We start from the raw sequence: 16,029 nt of genomic DNA, 5'->3' as shown, positions 1-16,029 counted from the left end.
ATAGCCCCATGCCGAGAGGAGGTCAATGCGGCAAAGGCAGCGCGCCATCACGACAATTCATCGATCGATCAGGCGACCGGCCTACCGCACGACCAACCGGCCGCCTATTGTGTCGGCAGGTCCCGTGCGTCTCATGCCGTTCTAAGGCGGAAAACGCCGGGGCACATTGTTCTATCGCAAGTCCGGTCGCCGAACCGCTTGCATCAGGAGGATCCATGCTCAGCATTTACGGCGTCTACCGCTCCCGCGCCTCGCGCAACTACTGGCTGGCCGGCGAACTCGGCCTGCCCTTCGTTTCCGTGCCGGTCGTGCAGACCCGCCGGGTGGACGATCCCCATGCGGCCGATGCTCCCCTCAACACGCAGTCGCCGGAGTTCCTCGCCGTCAACCCGACCGGCCTCATTCCCTGCATCGACGACGGCGGCTTCGTGATGACCGAATCGCTGGCGATCAACCTCTATCTCGCCCGCAAACATGGCGGCCCGCTTTCCGGCCAGACGGTGACGGAAGAGGCCGAAATGCTGCAATGGACGATGTGGGCGGCGACCGAGGTGGAGCCGCATGCCGTGAAGATCATTTTGGCGCTCGATACCAATGCGGCCGAGAGCGAGGCGGGGCGCCTGACTATTCGCGGCGCGGCCAAGGCGCTGAAGACATGCTTCCGGCGCTTCGACCAGCATCTCGCCGCCACCGGCCATGTCGTCGGCGACCGCTTCACCGTGGCCGATCTCAATGTCGCGGAAGTCTTCCGCTATGCGATGAGCCAGCCGCAGCTCTTTGATGCGGCACCGAACGTCAAGGCCTGGCTGGAGCGCTGCCAGGCGCGCCCGGCCTTCAGGGCGATGATGGAGACGCGGGCGAAAGAGCTGGAATGACGGCACCGGCAAAACCGTCCTCATCCTCGGCGATGGCGGCCCGCAGCCACCGCTTGAAGATAGAAACTTTGCGCGGCTCCGGAACACCCGGAGCCGTGACGAAATAATAGCCGTTGCCGGTTTCGACCCGCAGCGGAAACGGCGCGACGAGCCGCCCTTCCTTCAACGCCCAGGAGGCGAGCACCGGCCAGGCGAGCAGCACCCCCTGCCCGGCTAGCGCCGCATCGAGGCAGAGCGAGGCATCGGAAAAGACATGGCGGGCCTTGGGAGCCGGTATATCGAGCCCCGCCGCCTTCAGCCAGCGCTCCCAGGTGAATTGGTCATTGCCATCGATCACGGCCGGCTGCGTGGCGAGATCATCCGGTGTTTTGATTTTCTCCGCCAGAACAGGCGCGCAGACCGGAAACATCACCTGCGGGATCAGAAACTCCGCCCGCACATCCGGCCAGGTGCCCGGCCCGACGCGAATGCCGAGATCGACATCCGAGCGGGCGAGATCGACCAGCGTCGTCGTCGCCTCGATGCGCAGGCTGATATCGGGATGGGCGGCGGCGAAGCGATCGATGCGGTGGATGAGCCAGCGCGAGGCGAAGATCGGCGCGACGGAGATCGTCAGGATCGCATCGTCTCGGCGCTGAGTGGTGGCGACCGCCTCGGAAATCTGCCCGAAGCCCGCCGAGAGGCGCGCGAGAAAGGGCGCGCCGAAGGCCGTCTGCGCGAGGCCGCGGTTGGTGCGGTCGAAGATCGCCCGCCCCAACTGCTCCTCGGCGCGAATGACCTGCTGGCTGACGGCGCCGACGGTGACGCCTAGCTCCTCGGCCGCCGCCTGCAGGGAGCCGAGCCGCCCCACCGCCTCCAGCGCGCGAAGGCCGTTCAAATGGACGAGGCTGAGATTTCGCATATAGTTTTTCTATATTCAGATCACGAAGTGCTCGATTGAAGAAACGCCCTTTCGGCGCGATTATCAACCATCACCCATGGTAGCGAACCGAAAGGAGAAGGCAATGCTCAAGATTTTCTCCATGATCGCAACGGCCTTGAAGGCCGAAGCCGAACCTGCGGAGACGCCCGTCTGGATGCGCGACCCGCTGGCCCATCCCGAAATCGAGACGATGGATTCCCGCGCGCTGGGCGACCTGCCCTTCGGCCTCTTCCGCGCGCAAAGCCAGCCCGGCGAAGCGGCTTGCCGCCCCTGATCCTCCCACTCGCCGTCCTCCCCGCCCTGGTATAACCTGGGCGGGGAGGATTTCGCATGTCCGACAATCCGCTTCTGGCGCGGCTTCAGCGCCTCGCCGAGGACCTGCCCGGCGTCGAGACCGGCACGTCCTATGGCACCCCGGCGCTGAAAGTGGCCGGAAAGCTCTTCGTGCGCATCAAGGATGCCGAAACGCTGGTGCTGATGGTGCCGCTCGACGACAAGGAACGCCTGATCGAGATGGCGCCCGAGCTCTATTACGAAACAGACCATTACAAAGGCTGGCCGGCGCTTCTGGTGCGCGCCGCCGTCATCGATGATGGGGAGCTTCGGCACCGCCTAACCGAGTCCTGGCGCCTCAAGGCGCCAGCCAAGCTGCGCAAATTGCTGGATTGATCTTTCGCGCTGCCCGCTTGACAGGCCGCAAGGCTGAACGCTACACCGCTTCAGTAACGTAATAACATTACTAACTTGGAGACCAGAATGCTGAAGCAGATTCTCGCTGTTTCGGGCGCGCTCGCGCTCGTCCTCTCGCTGCCCCTCACCGCCGGGGCGCATGGCGCCTGGGTGGCGGAGCGCTGGGGCAATCTCGGCGTCGTCTATGGCCATGGCGCGGGTGACGATCCCTATGATCCCGCGCGCATCACGCAGGCGCTGGCGATCTCCGAGGAGGGCGCGGCAACGCCGGTGGAGATCGACAAACGCGAGAAACACGCGATCCTGAAGCCCGAGGGCGAACCCGCCGCGATCCTTCTCACCTTCGACAACGGTTACTGGACGGAGAAGACGGATGGCAAATGGGTGAACGAGGCGAAGGACAAGGTGGCGGACGCCAAGGCCGCCGGCCACTACATCAAGAACAGCCTGTCGCTCCTCCACGCCCACGGCGCCCTGCCCGCCTTCCCGAAGCAGGATCTGCAGATCGTACCGCTCGACAACCCGATCGGCCGCAAGGCCGGTGATCCGATCCGCTTGCGCGTGCTGCACGACGGCAAACCGCTTGCCGGCGCGGTGGTGACGCTCGATTACGTCAACCAGGCTTCCCTCAAGAGCGAACCGACCGATGCCGACGGCGAGGTCGTGGTGGCGATCCGCAATGACGGACTGAACGTGCTGGCCGTCGATCACAGCGTGCCGCTGGAAAACGACCAGAAAGCGGACCAGATAGGCTACACAGCGACGCTCAGCTTCGTCGCGGAGGCGCATAGCCACGACGACTAAACAAAAAGGCCTGCGCCATCAGGCGTAGGCCTCACTTTAAGACGGGATTGGTCAGCCCTGGCCGCCCGACTGATCCATATGCATGAATTCCCAGACATTGCCGTTGATGTCCTGGAAGGAGCAGCCGTACATCGGGCCGAATTCGATGTTCGGCTTCCATTCGCGGCCACCGGCGGCCAGCGCCTTGGCCTTGAAGTCGTCGACCTCCTGGCGGCTCGTGGCGGAGAAGCAGGTGAGCGCCTGCGTCTGCTGCTCGGGATCGCCGACCTTGCCGTTGATGAACTGGGCGAATTTCTCCTCGGTCAGGTGCATGACGAAGATGTTTTCGTCCACCACCATGCAGGCGGCGGTGTCGTCGGAGAACTGCTCGTTGAAGGTAAAGCCCAGGGCACCGAAGAAGCGGCGGGTCGCCGGCAGGTCCTTGACGGGCAGGTTGACGAAGATCATGCGCATGGAAGTCCTCCTTGGTTTTGGCGATGCGGGGCGTTTTCACCCCGTCATGCCACAAGGACGTAACACGCCGCCCCTTCCCGACAAGGCTTTCGAAAAAATTACGCCGCCGCCGCGCAGCCCGGCACATCCTCCAGCCGATGCCAGACCGGAATGCCGCGCTCGCGGGCGATGCGCACATCATTGTCGGCACCCTTGCTGTCGCCGGGCAGGCGCAGCACGCCCTCGCAGAGTTCGAGCAGGCGATGCGCCGTCGGGTAAAAGATTTCTTCGTGCAGGGCGTCACCGATCTCCCGGCCACCGGCCGCGTGCCAGACCGGCAGCGCCACCCATTCGCCGATCATGGGCACATGGCCGGCCTTGAACAGCGCATAGGACGGCGCCTCCAGCCGCTTCAAATTCTCCGCCATCTTCTGCGGGTCATCCCCGGTGCCCGAACGATAGGGGCCGGCAATCAGGATCAACATGTCTTACTCCTTACATTTTGCACGAAATATCCGGATTATTCTGGATATTTTACGATTATTCGTGTAATTTCGTGCATAATCAAGACGGAGTTCGGATATGCTGACCAGCCAAAGAAAGGCGCTCATCGCCCAACGCCTGAGCCGCGACGGGGAAATCGTCGCCAAGACGCTCGCGGCAGAACTGGATCTGTCCGAGGACACGATCCGCCGGGATCTGCGGGAAATGGCGGCCGAGGGGCTGTTGAAGCGCGTGCATGGCGGGGCGCTGCCGCTTGCGCCCGCCCTGCCGGATCTTGCCGAACGCCAGACGCTGGCGACCGATGAGAAGGCGGCACTCGGCGCCCGTGCGGCGGCGATGGTCGAACCGGGACAGGTGATCTTTCTCGATGGCGGCACGACGACGGCGGCGCTTGCCCGCGCGCTGCCGCGCAGCTTCGCCTTCACGGTCGTCACGCACAGTCCGACGATCGCCTGCGAACTCGAACGCCACCCCACGGCCGAGGTCGTGCTGATCGGCGGCCGGCTCTACAAACATTCGATGGTGACAACGGGGGCACTCGCGCTGGAGGCGATCCGCGGCCTGAAGGCCGACCTCTATTTCATGGGCGTGACGGCCGCCCATCCGACACATGGCCTGACGACCGGCGATATGGAGGAAGCCGCCACAAAGCGCCTCATCGCCGAAAACGCCGCCGCCACCTGGGTCCTGCTCACAGCCGAAAAACTCGGCCGCGCCTCCCCCTGGAAAATCATGCCGACTGGCTCCGCCACCGGCCTTATCGTGCCGAGCGGACTGGCGCCGGAGGTCCTGGCGCCCTATCGGGAGCTGGATGCGGAGATACTGGAAGCCTGATCAGGCGGCAAACGCCTCGGTCACCCTGATATCGCCGACATGGATGCCGTTCCAGTTCTTCATGGAGCGGTTGGCCTGGGCCATCAGGGCGGCGTGGATGTCGGGCTCTTCCGTGAAGAAACGGGCAAGCGTGGCGGCGACCATGCTTTCGGCGGCGCGGGTCGTGCCGTCCTCGCATTTCAGCGCGATGGCGAGGCCCTTTTCCGGGATGGCGGCGCAGAAGACGCCTTCGGCGCCGGTCTTCGCAAAGATGCGACCGGGGGCGGTTTCCATCAGGCGCGTGCAGGCGCGGCCCGTGCCGGCAACGAAGAAGGGTTCGGCCATGCAGGCCTCCATCAGGCGGCGCGAGGCTTTTGCGCGCTCGGGGCCAAGGCCGACGCCGGTCGCCATTTTTGCAAAACCGTGGGCGAGGCCCTTCATCGGCACGGCATAGGTCGGGATCGAGCAACCATCGACGCCGCAATTGTCGACGGCAAGCGCCGCGCCCGTCAGGCTTTCCATGATGCCGCGGATTTCGGCCTGCACGGGATGCTCGTAGCGCACATAGCCTTTCAGGTCCTTGCCGGTGTGGCAGGCGGCGCAGACGAAGCCGGCATGTTTGCCGGAGCAATTGTTGTGCAGGGCCGTCGGGCGATCGAGCAGACGGGCCTGGCCGATCAGCACGGGCTGCTCGAAGGACCAGTGGGCGCCGCATTCCAGCACGCTCTCATCGACGCCGGCGGCGGCGAGCATCGAGCCGGCTAGCCGGGCATGGGCCGCTTCACCACTATGCGAGGAGCAGGCGAGCGCCAGTTCCTGGTTGCCGAAGGCGTGCGCATCGGCGGCACCGCTTTCGATCAGCGGCAATGCCTGCATGGCCTTGCAGGCCGAGCGCGGGAAAACGCCGCCATCGATATCGCCCTGCGAAAACACCACCGATCCATCGCCATCGACCACCACGACCATGCCGCGATGGCGGCTTTCGACGAGATTGCCGCGTGTGACTTCGACAAGTACCGGATTTGCCATGATCGTGCCCTCAAATTTCCGATTTCCGCTGCGGTATTATCCGAAATCGATCGAACTGCCCACTCGGTTTCGGAGCGCCCCGCATGAAATTGCTGAGGAACGTCCTTGTCCTCTTTCTCGTGATCTATCTGATGCCCGCATTGGGCGCCGCCGGCTACTGGTATATCAAGGACCGTCCGGCCAATTGGCGCGAAGCGAACTGGACCTCCGCCGGCATCCTGCCGGCGGCGAAGACGACGCCGCAGGCGACGATCCACATCTTCTCCGCCGCGACAGGCGGCATGAAGGGCGCGGTGGCAAGCCACGCCTGGATCGTCACCAAGGAGGCGAATGCCGCAGGCTACAACCGTTATGACAAGGTCGGCTGGGGCACGCCGGTGCGCAAGAACGCCTATGCACCCGATGCCTTCTGGTATTCCAACACGCCGCGCACCGTCGCCTCCGTGAGCGGCGAAGAGGCGGCACGGCTGATCCCGAAGATCGAGAAGGCGATTGCCGCCTATCCCTATTCGACGCCCGGCGCCTACCGCATCTGGCCGGGGCCGAACTCCAACACCTTCGTCGCCCATGTGCTGCGCAGCGTGCCGGAGCTCGGCGTCGTGCTGCCGCCGGATGCCGTGGGGCGCGACTACCTGCCGGAAGGAAAGCTGTTTGCCGTGGATGCCGATGGCAGGGATGTGCATGCCACGCTCTACGGCCTGCTCGGGGTCTCCGCCGGCATGCGCAGCGGGCTGGAGCTGCACATCATGGGCCTCGTCGCCGGCATCGACGTGATGCGGCCGGCGATCAAGATCCCGGCGATCGGACGGATCGGGATTTAGCGCGCAGCCGCGCGCCGGCTGCTCTCGTCCCTCTCCGTCATCCTCGGGCTTGACCCGAGGATCCATACATCCGCACCGCCTCGCTTGTGGCGTGGATCCTCGGGTCAAGCCCGAGGATGACGTCGGTGGGTGGGGGGTTGTCGAGGCTTCGGCTATCTCCTCGTGACCGCCTCCTACAGATACTCCACCTCGCAGGCCGCGATGCGCGCGGGGTCGGCGATGGAGTCGATCGCGATGATCTGATCGCCCTCGACCTCCATGAGCACGACCACCTTGAGCTGGCCGCCGAGAATGACGGCGAGGCCGAGCTGGCCGTCGATGAGGGCGAGCTTGGCCGCCGTCGCCTTGCCCTTGAAATTGGTCGCCACGGCCTGGGCGCCATGCATCTCCGCAAGCGAACCGAGCCGGACCGCATCCGCATCTGCGTGGAAGACGACCTCGGGATCGAGCACCGCGAGCAGGCCGGAGAAATCGCCGTCGCGCGAGGCGGCGAGGAAGGCGGCGACGACATTCTTGCGGCGGTCGTAATCGGCGGACGGCGTTTCCGGCAGGCCCTGCACGCGGCGGCGGGCGCGGCTCGCCAGCTGGCGGGCGGCAACCGGCGAGCGATCGACGATGCGGCCGATCTCCTCGAAGGGTACGTCAAACATGTCGTGCAGCACGAATGCGAGGCGCTCGACGGGCGCGAGCCGCTCCAGCACGACGAGCAGCGCGAGGCCAACCGAGTCGGCGAGTGCCGCCTGTTCATCCGCACCGGCCGCAGGGTCGGCGTGCTGAACTTCCCCCTCGTCGCCGTCGATCGGGTCTTCGCGGCGCTTCGTGCGGGCGCGCAGCATGTCGAGGCAGATGCGGCCGACGACGGTCGTCAGCCAGCCCGCCGGATTTTCGATGCCGTCGCCGGCCCGCTCCAGCCGGAGCCATGCCTCCTGCACGGCGTCTTCCGCCTCCGCATGCGAGCCCAGCATGCGGAAGGCGACGGTGCGCAAACGGCCGCGCTCGGCCTCGAAACGCTCAGTCCAAAATTTTTTTTCGCTCATCGGTCACACTCCCTCGGTTCGTGGCGTCATGGCCATGACGAACGAAGCCGCACCGGTGTGACAGGGCTCGCAACCGTCGAAGCGAAAACAGTGCAAGGAGCACCAAAATGCAATCCCGTATGACCAATATCGTTACCGTCCTCCCCGAAGTCATGAAGGCCATGCAGGCGTTGCAGGGTGCGGCCCAGAAGACAGAGCTGCCGGAAAAGACCGCCCATCTCGTGCACCTGCGCGCCAGCCAGATCAATGGCTGCGGCTTCTGCGTCGATCTGCATCCGCGCATGATGAAGAAGGCCGGCGAGAGCGACCGCCGCATCCTCTCCGTCGCCGCCTGGCGCGAGGCGCCGTTCTATACCGACGCCGAGCGCGCGGCGCTGGCCCTGACCGAGGCGCTGACCCGCATCGCCGACCGCGAGGAGCCGGTTCCGGACACGGTCTGGAACGAGGCCGCCCGCCACTATGACGAGAAGACGTTGGCCGCCCTCGTCGTAGAGATCGCAGCGATCAATGTGTGGAACCGCTTCAACGTGGCGACCCGGCAGGTTGCCGGCGAATGGAATCCGTAAGCCCTGCCTGCCCGCAGGCCGGCCCCGTCTTTCATGGGAAATGGGGCCGGCCTGCACCACGGCCATGATTGCCGTTTCATCAGCGCCGTGCTTTCATACCGGCATCTCTTTCAAAGGCAGAAGCCATGGCCGAACAGGGTTCTCAATCCAGAGCAGCGATCACCCTTGCGGTTGTCTCCGGCTTCGTGATCGTCCGTTGCCTGTGGCGTGTGTTCACCCCGGGCACGGAGTATGCCCTGCCGCCGTGGCCCCTCGTCTATCTTATCTTCGACATCCTCGTGATGATCTCGCTTTTCATCATCAAGCCGATGGTGCCGGCGGCCGGCCCGGACTCTCCGGCTCTCGTCCGACATGCCACGAAGCTGTTCATCGGCGGGATCGTTGCGACCGTCATCATGGTGCTGATCCGGGTCTCCAGCGATCGTGGCTGGTGGACCGGGCATCTGTAGAGACACAGGGCCTGCTTCCGCCCTCATGGCGCAGCAACCTGCCCTTACACGACATTCCTCTTCACACTCAAAAGTCACGGCTTGAACTGCCGTGTGCCCCGTGCGAGGTCTTCGACCTCCAATTCGCAAGGCGCCGTCATGTCCGAAAGTGTCATCCCCTCCCAGGAGGCCGCGCCGCGGCTGTCCAGCCTGTTTCACCGCGACTATCTTTTCGGGACGCTGATGCTCGGCGGCGGCATCATGCTGCATGCGGTGGAGACCTATATCACCGCGACGCTGATGCCCTCGATCGTGCGCGATATCGGCGGACTGGAACTCTTCGCCTGGGCGACGACGATCTATGTCGCGGCCTCCGTGCTGGGCTCGACCTTCGTCGCCGTCCGGCCTGAAAGCGTCACGCTCAACCGCTGCTATGTCTTCGGCGCGGTGCTGTTCGGCATCGGCAGCCTCGTTTGCACCATCGCGCCGACCATGGAGATCGTGTTGGCGGGGCGTGCGATCCAGGGACTCGGCGCCGGTTTCCTCGTCGCGCTCGGCTATGCCTTCATCCGCTATGTCTATCCCGAACCACTGTGGAGCACGGCGTCCACGCTCTACGCCGCCGTCTGGGGCATCGCGACCTTCCTCGGGCCGACCATCGGCGGCATCTTCGCCGCCGGGAGCGCCTGGCGCGAGGCCTTCGCGCTGCTTGTGCCGCTCTCCGTCATCATGGCCTTCGTCGCGCCCCGTCTCTTGCCCTCGGGCGACGGCGAACGCGTGACCACGAAGACGCCCTTCGTGCAGATCGTGCTTCTGGTGACGGCCGTGCTGCTCTTGTCCTTCGCAAGCTCGGTGGCCGCGCCGGCGCTGCGGGGCGTTCTTGCCGGCGCGGCAGTGCTCGGCGTCATCGCCGCCATCACCATCGAGCGCCATGCACAGGCCCGACTCCTGCCGGTCGGCACGATCAGCGTCGGCTCGCCCCTTGCCCGCGTCTATCTCATCATGCTGATGCTGCTGGTGACGATATGCTCGGATGTCTACATTCCCTATTTCCTGCAGGTGCTGCACGGTGTGACACCGCTCGTGTCCGGTTATCTCGTGGCGCTTCTGGCGCTTGGCTGGACGGCCGCAGCCTTCCTCACCGCAAGCCTTAGCGGCCGGCGCGCCAACCGGGTCATCCTCATCGGTGCGGTGCTGGAAACGCTGGCGACTGCGGCGCTTGTCTTCACGCTCGCCCGGCACAATCCCGGGAGCGACCTGCTTTTTCTGGCGCTATCGACGGTCTTCACCTTCCTCATGGGCTTCGGCATCGGCATGGGCTGGGCGCATCTCGTGACCCATGTCATGCGTCTTGCGCCGGCGGGCGAGACGGACAAGGCCTCGGCGGCGATCACCACCATGCAGGCGCTCGGTGCCGCCTTCGGCGCGGCGCTCGCCGGCATCATCGTCAATTCGACCGGCCTGTTGCAGCCGGGCGGCATCGATGGGGCGGTGACGGCTGCGCGCTGGCTCTATGCGCTGCTGGCGCTTCCGGCAGCATTCGCGATCCTTCTTGCCATTGGCCTTCCGCACGCGCGCTCCGGCGGGGCCGATTGAGGATTTGTTAACGCCGTCAGGCGGTCGCGATTGCGACACCGCCGCCTTCTGCCACAAAGGGCACCTGTCTCGGGGCGACGCCCGATGATTCTGTCCCGGAAAGGAAGAACGTGTGCGGTTGAGCGAAGGGCATGGCTGGCTGGAGGAAAGCGGCATGGCGAGGATCGATACGATCCTGCCACTCGCCCTTCTCCGCGACCGCGCCACGACCGACCTTATCCTGTCCGGCCTCGATGCGTCCGGCGTCGCCTTCGCGCTGTTTTCGCCGGAAGACGAGCTCGCCTACGGCTCCTGCGCGTTCCGCCTGCTTTTCGACGTACAGCCCAACGCGTCGACATTCACCGACATCATGCGCAACTGCCATGACAAGCGTGTCGGCCCCAAGATCGGCACGCCGGTCGAGGCGTTTCTCGACATGGCGTGCAGGAAGCGGCGCAGCAGCCCACAGCGCACCTTCGAGATCGACATCAATGACGGCCGCTGGTTCCTGGTCAACGAGACACTGCTGCCGGGCGGCTGGCTGTGGCATGTCTTCACCGACATCACCATGCTCAAATCCAACGAGCGCGTGCTGCAGCTTGCCCGCGACGCCGCACAGCTCGCCGCCGACACGGATCCGCTGACCGGCCTGTTCAACCGCCGTGCGGCCATGGAACGGCTGGAGACGGACATGCAGGCGGCGTTGCGCGACGGCACGCCGCTCTCGCTGGTTCTGATCGACCTCGACAATTTCAAGAGCATCAACGACCGCTACGGCCATGCCAATGGCGACCGCGTGCTGAAACATTTCGCCGCCGCCGGCCGGCAGGAATTGCGCGGCGGCGATTTTTTCGCGCGTATCGGCGGGGAGGAATTTCTGGTGCTGATGCCGGGCACCGGCCTGCGCCAGGCGACCGACGCGATCGAGCGGCTGCGCAGCCACATGGCACGGGCGGAGAACCGGGCCGATCTGTGTTGCAGCTACACCATGTCGGCCGGCATCGCCGAATTCTGCGGCACGGTGGCGGAAGACCTCTTCGAACGCGCCGACCGGGCGCTCTACCGGGCCAAACATCTCGGCCGCGACCGCATTACCTGTGCCGAATAGATCTTAGTCGAAAGTCAGCACGATCTTTCCGATGTGATCACCATGCTCCATCATGCGATGGCCGGCCGCAGCCTCCGTGTAAGGCATGACGGCGTGGATGACGGGGGCGATGCGCCCCTCCTCCAGCAGTGGCCATACCCTTTCCAGCAGGGCATCGCGGATCTCCTGTTTTTCCGCCGCGGTGCGCGGCCGCATGGCCGAGCCCATCAGGCGCAGGCGTTTTTGCAGGATGGGCGCGAGGCTGACCTTTTCTGCGAAGGTGCCGCCTAGGAAGGCGATGATCGACAGGCGTCCGTCACGGGCGAGCGACTTCAGGTTCCGCTCGAAATAGGCGGCCCCTATCATGTCGAGGATGACATCGACGCCGGCCTTGCCCGTCTCTTCGGCGATGACGGTGCAAAAGTCCTCGTTGCGGTAGTTGATCGCGCGGCTGGCGCCGAGATTAAGGCAGGCCTCGCATTTGTCCGCCGTGCCGGCCGTCGTGAAGACACGCGAGCCCAGCGCTGCGGCAAGCTGGATCGCCGTCGTGCCGATGCCGCTCGATCCGCCATGGATGAGCACGCTCTCACCGGGCTTCAACTCTGCCATCATGAAGAGGTTCGCCCAGACGGTGAAGAAGGTTTCCGGCAACGCCGCCGCCTTCACCGCATCATAGTCTTTCGGGAAGGGCAGCGCCTGGGTGGCCGGCACCGCGCAATATTGCGCATAGCCGCCGCCATTGGCCAGTGCGCAGACCTTGTCGCCGAGATGGTAGCCGGTGACGTCCTCGCCGATCGCCACCACCACGCCCGCGATCTCCAGGCCGAGGATAGGGCTCGCATCCGGCGGCGGCGGATAGTCGCCCTTGCGCTGGAGCACGTCGGGCCGGTTGATGCCGGCCGCCTCGACCCGCACGAGAATCTCGCCGCTACGCGGCTGCGGCGTGCGCCCCTCCATCGGCACCAGCACATCAGGGCCGCCATGTTCGCTGAGCCCGATATAGGACATGGATGATGGAACCGGCATGGATTGAGCCTCCCCGCATGTTGTGACCGCATCGTCCTGGTGATTCTAACCCAAAGTCCGAATCTTTTGAATCGCTTGGGCGCCTTTGCTGCGACATCACGTGGCGCTTGAACATCGCCAAGTTTCCGCCCCAAAGCCCTGAAATTCCGGCTGTTTCACGACGTCGAAAATTAAATCTTGTTAATTTGAAAACGGATTTTTCCGGGCCTAGCTTTTCTTCCGAAGCCGGGGAGCGCCGGCAGCCCGTCGCTTGACGAGCTGCGACGCGACGTCTCCCGGACGGCTTCGCAGCCCCATCAGGGGCTTTTCAGGATCACACAGATGCGTGTTCTTCTTTCCAATCTCGCCATCGTTTCCCTTCTTGCCACCCCGGGCCTTGCCCTCGCCGCCCAGTCGGCGACCGGTACGGTCAAGGAATACAACAAGGCGTCGATGTCTCTGACGCTTGCCGATGGCACGGTCTACCAACTGCCCAAGGGGTTTCACGATCCCGGACTGAAGGCTGGCGAGAAGGTGGCCATTTCCTTCGGCATGTCCGGCAAGAACCACGAAGCGAAGACGGTGAAGATTCTTCGCTGACGTGGCACGGGGCGGGTCCGCAAGGGCCCGCCCCTGAGCTTCCGGTGCCCGGAAGCTCTAGGAATGACGACGTGTAGCCGCCGCAGGCTGCATTTCGCCCGAAACCGAGGAGAGCACGAGCCCCCCGTCGCTCTCCTTGGCATCCGCCTTCAGGGCGGCGATGCGGCTGCTGATCTGCCCCGCCTCGCCGATCACCTCGCCTTCCGGCACCACCAGCACGACGGCCGAACAGCGCATCAGCGGGAATTTTGTCTGATGGCCCGCCCGGTCACGGCCGCGGATTTCGCCCGCCAGCTGATCCTCCGGCGAATAGAACGAACGCACCTCGCGGGCGAAATCAGAAAGCAGCCGTTCCAGGATATCCTGCACCGCCTCCACCGACCGGCCGGAAACACCGGCGAAGAAATCGTCCCCGCCGACATGGCCGACAAAGACATCCTCGCCGACGAATTCGCGGCGCAGCAGCGAGGCGAAGAGCGACAGCGCGAGGTCGCCCTTGTGGAAGCCGTAGTGATCGTTGAACGGTTTGAAATTGTCGAAATCGAAGTAGCACAGGCAGCGTAGCTGGTCGCCGTCGAGCGCCTTGTCCTGCAGGTAATCGCGGATCGAGCGGTTGCCCGGCAGCCCGGTCAGCGGGTTCTGGTCCTCTGCCGTCTTCAGCCGCTTCTCGTTGATGATCTTGAGCAGCGACGAGGCCGAGAGGATGCCGGCATAACGCAGGTTCTCCGTCAGGATCACACATTCATTGCCGCCCATGCCGGTGAAGACATCCAGCAGCTGTTCGGCCGGCGTATCGAGATCGGCGATGGGCGCCATGGTGACGAAATGCGACAGGCTCTTCTGGTAGAGCTTGTTCTTCAGCAGGTCGCGGCCGAACGGATGATAGCTCAGCTCCTTCACGTGATATTCGTGCAGGATGCCGCGCGGCTCGTCATTGGCATTCAGCACCGGGAAGAAGGTGCGCTTGGGATCGCGCCGGAAGAATTCGAAGACCGACTCCAGGCTCTCGTTTTCCCGGAGCACCGCAACCTGCTCGATTTCGCGGCGGATGAGAATGCTGTCCAGCGTGCTTGAGGAGCGGCGCGTGCCGCCGGCCCGCGCCACCTGCGCGTAAACGGGGCTCAGCGCCGAAAAATCCGTGACGGGGCGCGAGACGAACCAGCCCTGCACGAGATCGCAGCCCGCTTCGCGGCAGGCGATGAACTCGGCCTCGCTCTCCACGCCTTCCGCTATGACGCGGATGCCGAGCACATGCGCGGCGTTGACGGTGTTGCGCACCAGATGGCGCTTTCGCGCATCGCTCTCCATGCCGGAGATGAAGTGGCGGTCGATCTTGAGATAATCGACCGGGTGATCGCAGAGCAGCTTCAGGCCGTTGTGCCCGACGCCGAAATCGTCGATGGCGAGCTTGAAGCCAGCGAGCCGCAGCTTGCGCACCAGCAATGCGAAATCCGGCAGCTGATCGTTGTTGAAGCGCTCGGAAATCTCGAAGCAGATCGACGATGCCGGAATGCCGGCGCGAGACAAATGGCCGGCCAGGCGCTCGACGAGATCGGAACCCTCGGCCACCAGCCGGGAATCGAGATTGATGAAAAGCGTGCGCGAGCGGAAATCAGGCAATGCCGCAAAGGCCGCGATCGCCCGGCTATTGACCATGTGCTCGAGTGCAAGAAGCTGGCCGGCCTCATGCGCCCGGTCGAGGAGATCAAGCGGCGAGCGGAAGCCCAGCCGGTCGAAGCCACGCATCAGCGACTCGTAGCCGAAGACGGCACCGGTGGCGGCCTCGACAATCGGCTGGAACGCCGTTTCGATGACCAGCTTGGCGAGCGTGACGATCTCACCATCGCCGAAGCGACGAAGGGCGAGCAGTTCGGCGGCGGACATGGGGCGCTCCGAGGCTTCTACAATGCCGCGAAGTCTCTCTTGCGATCCCTAAAAAATCCGTTTCCGTAGTGTGACAATTCGATGAAACTACAACGACTACAAAGGGTTGAAAAAGAAATCCCTCATATGGGCAAGGCAAGCAGCAACGCGCCGCCGCCGATCATCGCAACCGCGATCCAGTGCGTCGTGGAAAGCTGCTCGCCGAGGAAGAGCACGGCGAAGACGGCGACAAGCACGACGGAAAGTTTATCGACCGGAGCGACCTGTGCGGCCTTGCCGATTTGCAGCGCGCGGAAATAGCAGAGCCAGGAGGCACCGGTCGCCAATCCCGAGAGAATGAGGAAGATCCAGCTCTTCGCCGGCACCGTGCCGGGCGCCTGCCAGTTGCCGGCAAGCGTCAGAATGAAGGCGATAGCCAGCAGGATGACCACGGTGCGCACCAAGGTGGCGAAGTCGGAATTGACATCCGATATGCCGATCTTGGCGAAGATCGCCGTCAGCGCGGCGAAGACTGCCGAGCCGAGCGCCCAGACCTGCCAGGAGGTTAGAAAGGTCTTCACACTGCACCTCCTGCGAGCATGACCCGCGTCAGCGCAAGTCCGGCGGCGACCGCCAGCAGCGAAACAAAAACCGACGCACCAACATAAAGCGCCGCCAGCCCCATCTCGCCGCGCTCCCAGAGCAGGGCTGCATCGAGCGAAAAGGCGGAGAAAGTAGTGAAGCCGCCGAGGATGCCGGTGGTCAAAAACAGCCGCGCCTCCTGCGGCAGGCTGACCTTGAAGGCGAAGACGCCGGCAATCAGACCCATCAGCAGGCAACCGAGCACATTGATGATCAGGGTACCGGCTGGAAAATGCGTGCCGAACAGCTTTGCCGCCAGCACATTCACCCCATGCCGGCCGGCCCCGCCGATGCCCGCGCCCAAAAAGACGATCAGATAGGTCATGTCGATTGCCC

At 64.4% G+C, this 16,029-nt stretch carries 20 protein-coding genes; 11 read left to right on the top strand and 9 right to left on the bottom strand.

Features of this window, described 5'->3' with window-relative positions; all coding sequences use genetic code 11:
• Positions 1–215 precede the first annotated feature (215 nt).
• Positions 216–875, top strand: coding sequence for a glutathione S-transferase family protein (locus MUU55_RS08140; RefSeq protein WP_244760271.1), 660 nt, complete (start codon positions 216–218; stop codon positions 873–875).
• Here the strand turns inward: MUU55_RS08140 and MUU55_RS08135 are convergent.
• Positions 835–1,776, bottom strand: a complete 942-nt coding sequence (locus MUU55_RS08135; protein WP_244760270.1) for a LysR substrate-binding domain-containing protein — start codon at positions 1,774–1,776, stop codon at positions 835–837. The two genes, MUU55_RS08140 and MUU55_RS08135, sit on opposite strands and share 41 nt — an antisense overlap.
• A gap of 103 nt (positions 1,777–1,879) precedes the next feature.
• Between MUU55_RS08135 and MUU55_RS08130 the strand changes: the two genes are divergently transcribed.
• The 3 genes from MUU55_RS08130 to MUU55_RS08120 all read left to right on the top strand — a co-directional run bounded on the left by MUU55_RS08130 (position 1,880) and on the right by MUU55_RS08120 (position 3,291).
• Entirely contained in the window at positions 1,880–2,071 is a 192-nt protein-coding gene (locus MUU55_RS08130; protein ID WP_244760269.1) for a hypothetical protein, read from the top strand.
• A 56-nt stretch (positions 2,072–2,127) separates the two neighbouring features.
• Entirely contained in the window at positions 2,128–2,466 is a 339-nt protein-coding gene (locus MUU55_RS08125; RefSeq protein WP_244760268.1) for an MmcQ/YjbR family DNA-binding protein, read from the top strand.
• Positions 2,467–2,553: 87 nt separating this feature from the next.
• Entirely contained in the window at positions 2,554–3,291 is a 738-nt protein-coding gene (locus MUU55_RS08120; protein ID WP_244760267.1) for a DUF4198 domain-containing protein, read from the top strand.
• Between the two features lie 51 nt (positions 3,292–3,342).
• Here the strand turns inward: MUU55_RS08120 and MUU55_RS08115 are convergent, their stop codons facing one another.
• Both MUU55_RS08115 and MUU55_RS08110 read right to left on the bottom strand, forming a co-directional pair.
• Positions 3,343–3,744, bottom strand: coding sequence for a VOC family protein (locus tag MUU55_RS08115; RefSeq protein ID WP_244760266.1), 402 nt, complete (start codon positions 3,742–3,744; stop codon positions 3,343–3,345).
• A 98-nt stretch (positions 3,745–3,842) separates the two neighbouring features.
• Positions 3,843–4,208, bottom strand: coding sequence for a DUF4406 domain-containing protein (locus MUU55_RS08110; RefSeq protein WP_244760265.1), 366 nt, complete (start codon positions 4,206–4,208; stop codon positions 3,843–3,845).
• Positions 4,209–4,305: 97 nt separating this feature from the next.
• Between MUU55_RS08110 and MUU55_RS08105 the strand changes: the two genes are divergently transcribed.
• A complete protein-coding gene (locus MUU55_RS08105) occupies positions 4,306–5,061 on the top strand; it encodes a DeoR/GlpR family DNA-binding transcription regulator (RefSeq protein WP_244760264.1) in 756 nt (251 codons plus the stop codon).
• Here MUU55_RS08105 and MUU55_RS08100 read toward each other — a convergent pair whose 3' ends face one another.
• The gene (locus tag MUU55_RS08100; protein WP_244760263.1) at positions 5,062–6,069 is read right to left on the bottom strand and encodes an asparaginase; all 1,008 of its coding nucleotides are present in this window, start codon (positions 6,067–6,069) and stop codon (positions 5,062–5,064) included. It abuts the gene before it with no gap.
• 83 nt (positions 6,070–6,152) lie between these two features.
• Between MUU55_RS08100 and MUU55_RS08095 the strand changes: the two genes are divergently transcribed.
• The gene (locus tag MUU55_RS08095; protein ID WP_244760262.1) at positions 6,153–6,890 is read left to right on the top strand and encodes a DUF3750 domain-containing protein; all 738 of its coding nucleotides are present in this window, start codon (positions 6,153–6,155) and stop codon (positions 6,888–6,890) included.
• Between the two features lie 173 nt (positions 6,891–7,063).
• Here the strand turns inward: MUU55_RS08095 and MUU55_RS08090 are convergent, their stop codons facing one another.
• Entirely contained in the window at positions 7,064–7,927 is an 864-nt protein-coding gene (locus tag MUU55_RS08090) for a sigma-70 family RNA polymerase sigma factor (protein WP_244760261.1), read from the bottom strand.
• 107 nt (positions 7,928–8,034) lie between these two features.
• Between MUU55_RS08090 and MUU55_RS08085 the strand changes: the two genes are divergently transcribed.
• From MUU55_RS08085 to MUU55_RS08070, 4 genes are all read left to right on the top strand, one after another.
• The gene (locus tag MUU55_RS08085) at positions 8,035–8,493 is read left to right on the top strand and encodes a carboxymuconolactone decarboxylase family protein (protein ID WP_244760260.1); all 459 of its coding nucleotides are present in this window, start codon (positions 8,035–8,037) and stop codon (positions 8,491–8,493) included.
• A 125-nt stretch (positions 8,494–8,618) separates the two neighbouring features.
• Positions 8,619–8,942 (top strand): hypothetical protein, encoded by a 324-nt coding sequence (locus MUU55_RS08080; protein ID WP_244760259.1) that lies wholly within the window; start codon positions 8,619–8,621, stop codon positions 8,940–8,942.
• Between the two features lie 138 nt (positions 8,943–9,080).
• Positions 9,081–10,517: an MFS transporter gene (locus MUU55_RS08075; protein WP_244760258.1), complete on the top strand. Its 1,437-nt coding sequence runs from the start codon at positions 9,081–9,083 to the stop codon at positions 10,515–10,517.
• Positions 10,518–10,629: 112 nt separating this feature from the next.
• Positions 10,630–11,604: a GGDEF domain-containing protein gene (locus MUU55_RS08070; RefSeq protein ID WP_244760257.1), complete on the top strand. Its 975-nt coding sequence runs from the start codon at positions 10,630–10,632 to the stop codon at positions 11,602–11,604.
• Positions 11,605–11,607: 3 nt separating this feature from the next.
• Here the strand turns inward: MUU55_RS08070 and MUU55_RS08065 are convergent, their stop codons facing one another.
• Complete coding sequence (locus tag MUU55_RS08065; protein WP_244760256.1) at positions 11,608–12,609, bottom strand: NAD(P)H-quinone oxidoreductase; 1,002 nt, start codon at positions 12,607–12,609, stop codon at positions 11,608–11,610.
• A 321-nt stretch (positions 12,610–12,930) separates the two neighbouring features.
• Here MUU55_RS08065 and MUU55_RS08060 point away from each other — a divergent pair, with 321 nt between their 5' ends.
• Positions 12,931–13,188, top strand: coding sequence for a DUF1344 domain-containing protein (locus MUU55_RS08060; protein WP_244760255.1), 258 nt, complete (start codon positions 12,931–12,933; stop codon positions 13,186–13,188).
• Between the two features lie 57 nt (positions 13,189–13,245).
• Here the strand turns inward: MUU55_RS08060 and MUU55_RS08055 are convergent, their stop codons facing one another.
• The 3 genes from MUU55_RS08055 to crcB form a co-directional block, all read right to left on the bottom strand.
• Complete coding sequence (locus tag MUU55_RS08055) at positions 13,246–15,072, bottom strand: GGDEF domain-containing protein (protein WP_244760254.1); 1,827 nt, start codon at positions 15,070–15,072, stop codon at positions 13,246–13,248.
• A 122-nt stretch (positions 15,073–15,194) separates the two neighbouring features.
• Positions 15,195–15,632 (bottom strand): EamA family transporter, encoded by a 438-nt coding sequence (locus MUU55_RS08050; RefSeq protein ID WP_244760253.1) that lies wholly within the window; start codon positions 15,630–15,632, stop codon positions 15,195–15,197.
• Positions 15,629–16,018 (bottom strand): fluoride efflux transporter CrcB, encoded by a 390-nt coding sequence (gene crcB / locus MUU55_RS08045; protein WP_117368909.1) that lies wholly within the window; start codon positions 16,016–16,018, stop codon positions 15,629–15,631. The genes MUU55_RS08050 and crcB overlap by 4 nt, the downstream gene beginning before the upstream one ends.
• Positions 16,019–16,029 lie beyond the last annotated feature (11 nt).

Origin of the sequence: Shinella curvata (genome assembly GCF_022899935.1) — a bacterium.
GTDB lineage: Bacteria > Pseudomonadota > Alphaproteobacteria > Rhizobiales > Rhizobiaceae > Shinella > Shinella curvata.
Note: the sequence above shows the minus strand (reverse complement) of the source record. Positions and strands in the feature narration are given on the sequence as shown.

Excerpts from the sequence above, each read along its gene's own strand:
- MUU55_RS08140 (WP_244760271.1), top strand. The coding sequence starts at position 216 with ATGCTCAGCATTTACGGCGTCTACCGCTCCCGCGCCTCGCGCAACTAC.
- MUU55_RS08135 (WP_244760270.1), bottom strand. The coding sequence starts at position 1,776 with ATGCGAAATCTCAGCCTCGTCCATTTGAACGGCCTTCGCGCGCTGGAG.
- MUU55_RS08130 (WP_244760269.1), top strand. The coding sequence starts at position 1,880 with ATGCTCAAGATTTTCTCCATGATCGCAACGGCCTTGAAGGCCGAAGCC.
- MUU55_RS08125 (WP_244760268.1), top strand. The coding sequence starts at position 2,128 with ATGTCCGACAATCCGCTTCTGGCGCGGCTTCAGCGCCTCGCCGAGGAC.
- MUU55_RS08120 (WP_244760267.1), top strand. The coding sequence starts at position 2,554 with ATGCTGAAGCAGATTCTCGCTGTTTCGGGCGCGCTCGCGCTCGTCCTC.
- MUU55_RS08115 (WP_244760266.1), bottom strand. The coding sequence starts at position 3,744 with ATGCGCATGATCTTCGTCAACCTGCCCGTCAAGGACCTGCCGGCGACC.
- MUU55_RS08110 (WP_244760265.1), bottom strand. The coding sequence starts at position 4,208 with ATGTTGATCCTGATTGCCGGCCCCTATCGTTCGGGCACCGGGGATGAC.
- MUU55_RS08105 (WP_244760264.1), top strand. The coding sequence starts at position 4,306 with ATGCTGACCAGCCAAAGAAAGGCGCTCATCGCCCAACGCCTGAGCCGC.
- MUU55_RS08100 (WP_244760263.1), bottom strand. The coding sequence starts at position 6,069 with ATGGCAAATCCGGTACTTGTCGAAGTCACACGCGGCAATCTCGTCGAA.
- MUU55_RS08095 (WP_244760262.1), top strand. The coding sequence starts at position 6,153 with ATGAAATTGCTGAGGAACGTCCTTGTCCTCTTTCTCGTGATCTATCTG.
- MUU55_RS08090 (WP_244760261.1), bottom strand. The coding sequence starts at position 7,927 with ATGAGCGAAAAAAAATTTTGGACTGAGCGTTTCGAGGCCGAGCGCGGC.
- MUU55_RS08085 (WP_244760260.1), top strand. The coding sequence starts at position 8,035 with ATGCAATCCCGTATGACCAATATCGTTACCGTCCTCCCCGAAGTCATG.
- MUU55_RS08080 (WP_244760259.1), top strand. The coding sequence starts at position 8,619 with ATGGCCGAACAGGGTTCTCAATCCAGAGCAGCGATCACCCTTGCGGTT.
- MUU55_RS08075 (WP_244760258.1), top strand. The coding sequence starts at position 9,081 with ATGTCCGAAAGTGTCATCCCCTCCCAGGAGGCCGCGCCGCGGCTGTCC.
- MUU55_RS08065 (WP_244760256.1), bottom strand. The coding sequence starts at position 12,609 with ATGCCGGTTCCATCATCCATGTCCTATATCGGGCTCAGCGAACATGGC.
- MUU55_RS08060 (WP_244760255.1), top strand. The coding sequence starts at position 12,931 with ATGCGTGTTCTTCTTTCCAATCTCGCCATCGTTTCCCTTCTTGCCACC.
- MUU55_RS08055 (WP_244760254.1), bottom strand. The coding sequence starts at position 15,072 with ATGTCCGCCGCCGAACTGCTCGCCCTTCGTCGCTTCGGCGATGGTGAG.
- crcB (WP_117368909.1), bottom strand. The coding sequence starts at position 16,018 with ATGACCTATCTGATCGTCTTTTTGGGCGCGGGCATCGGCGGGGCCGGC.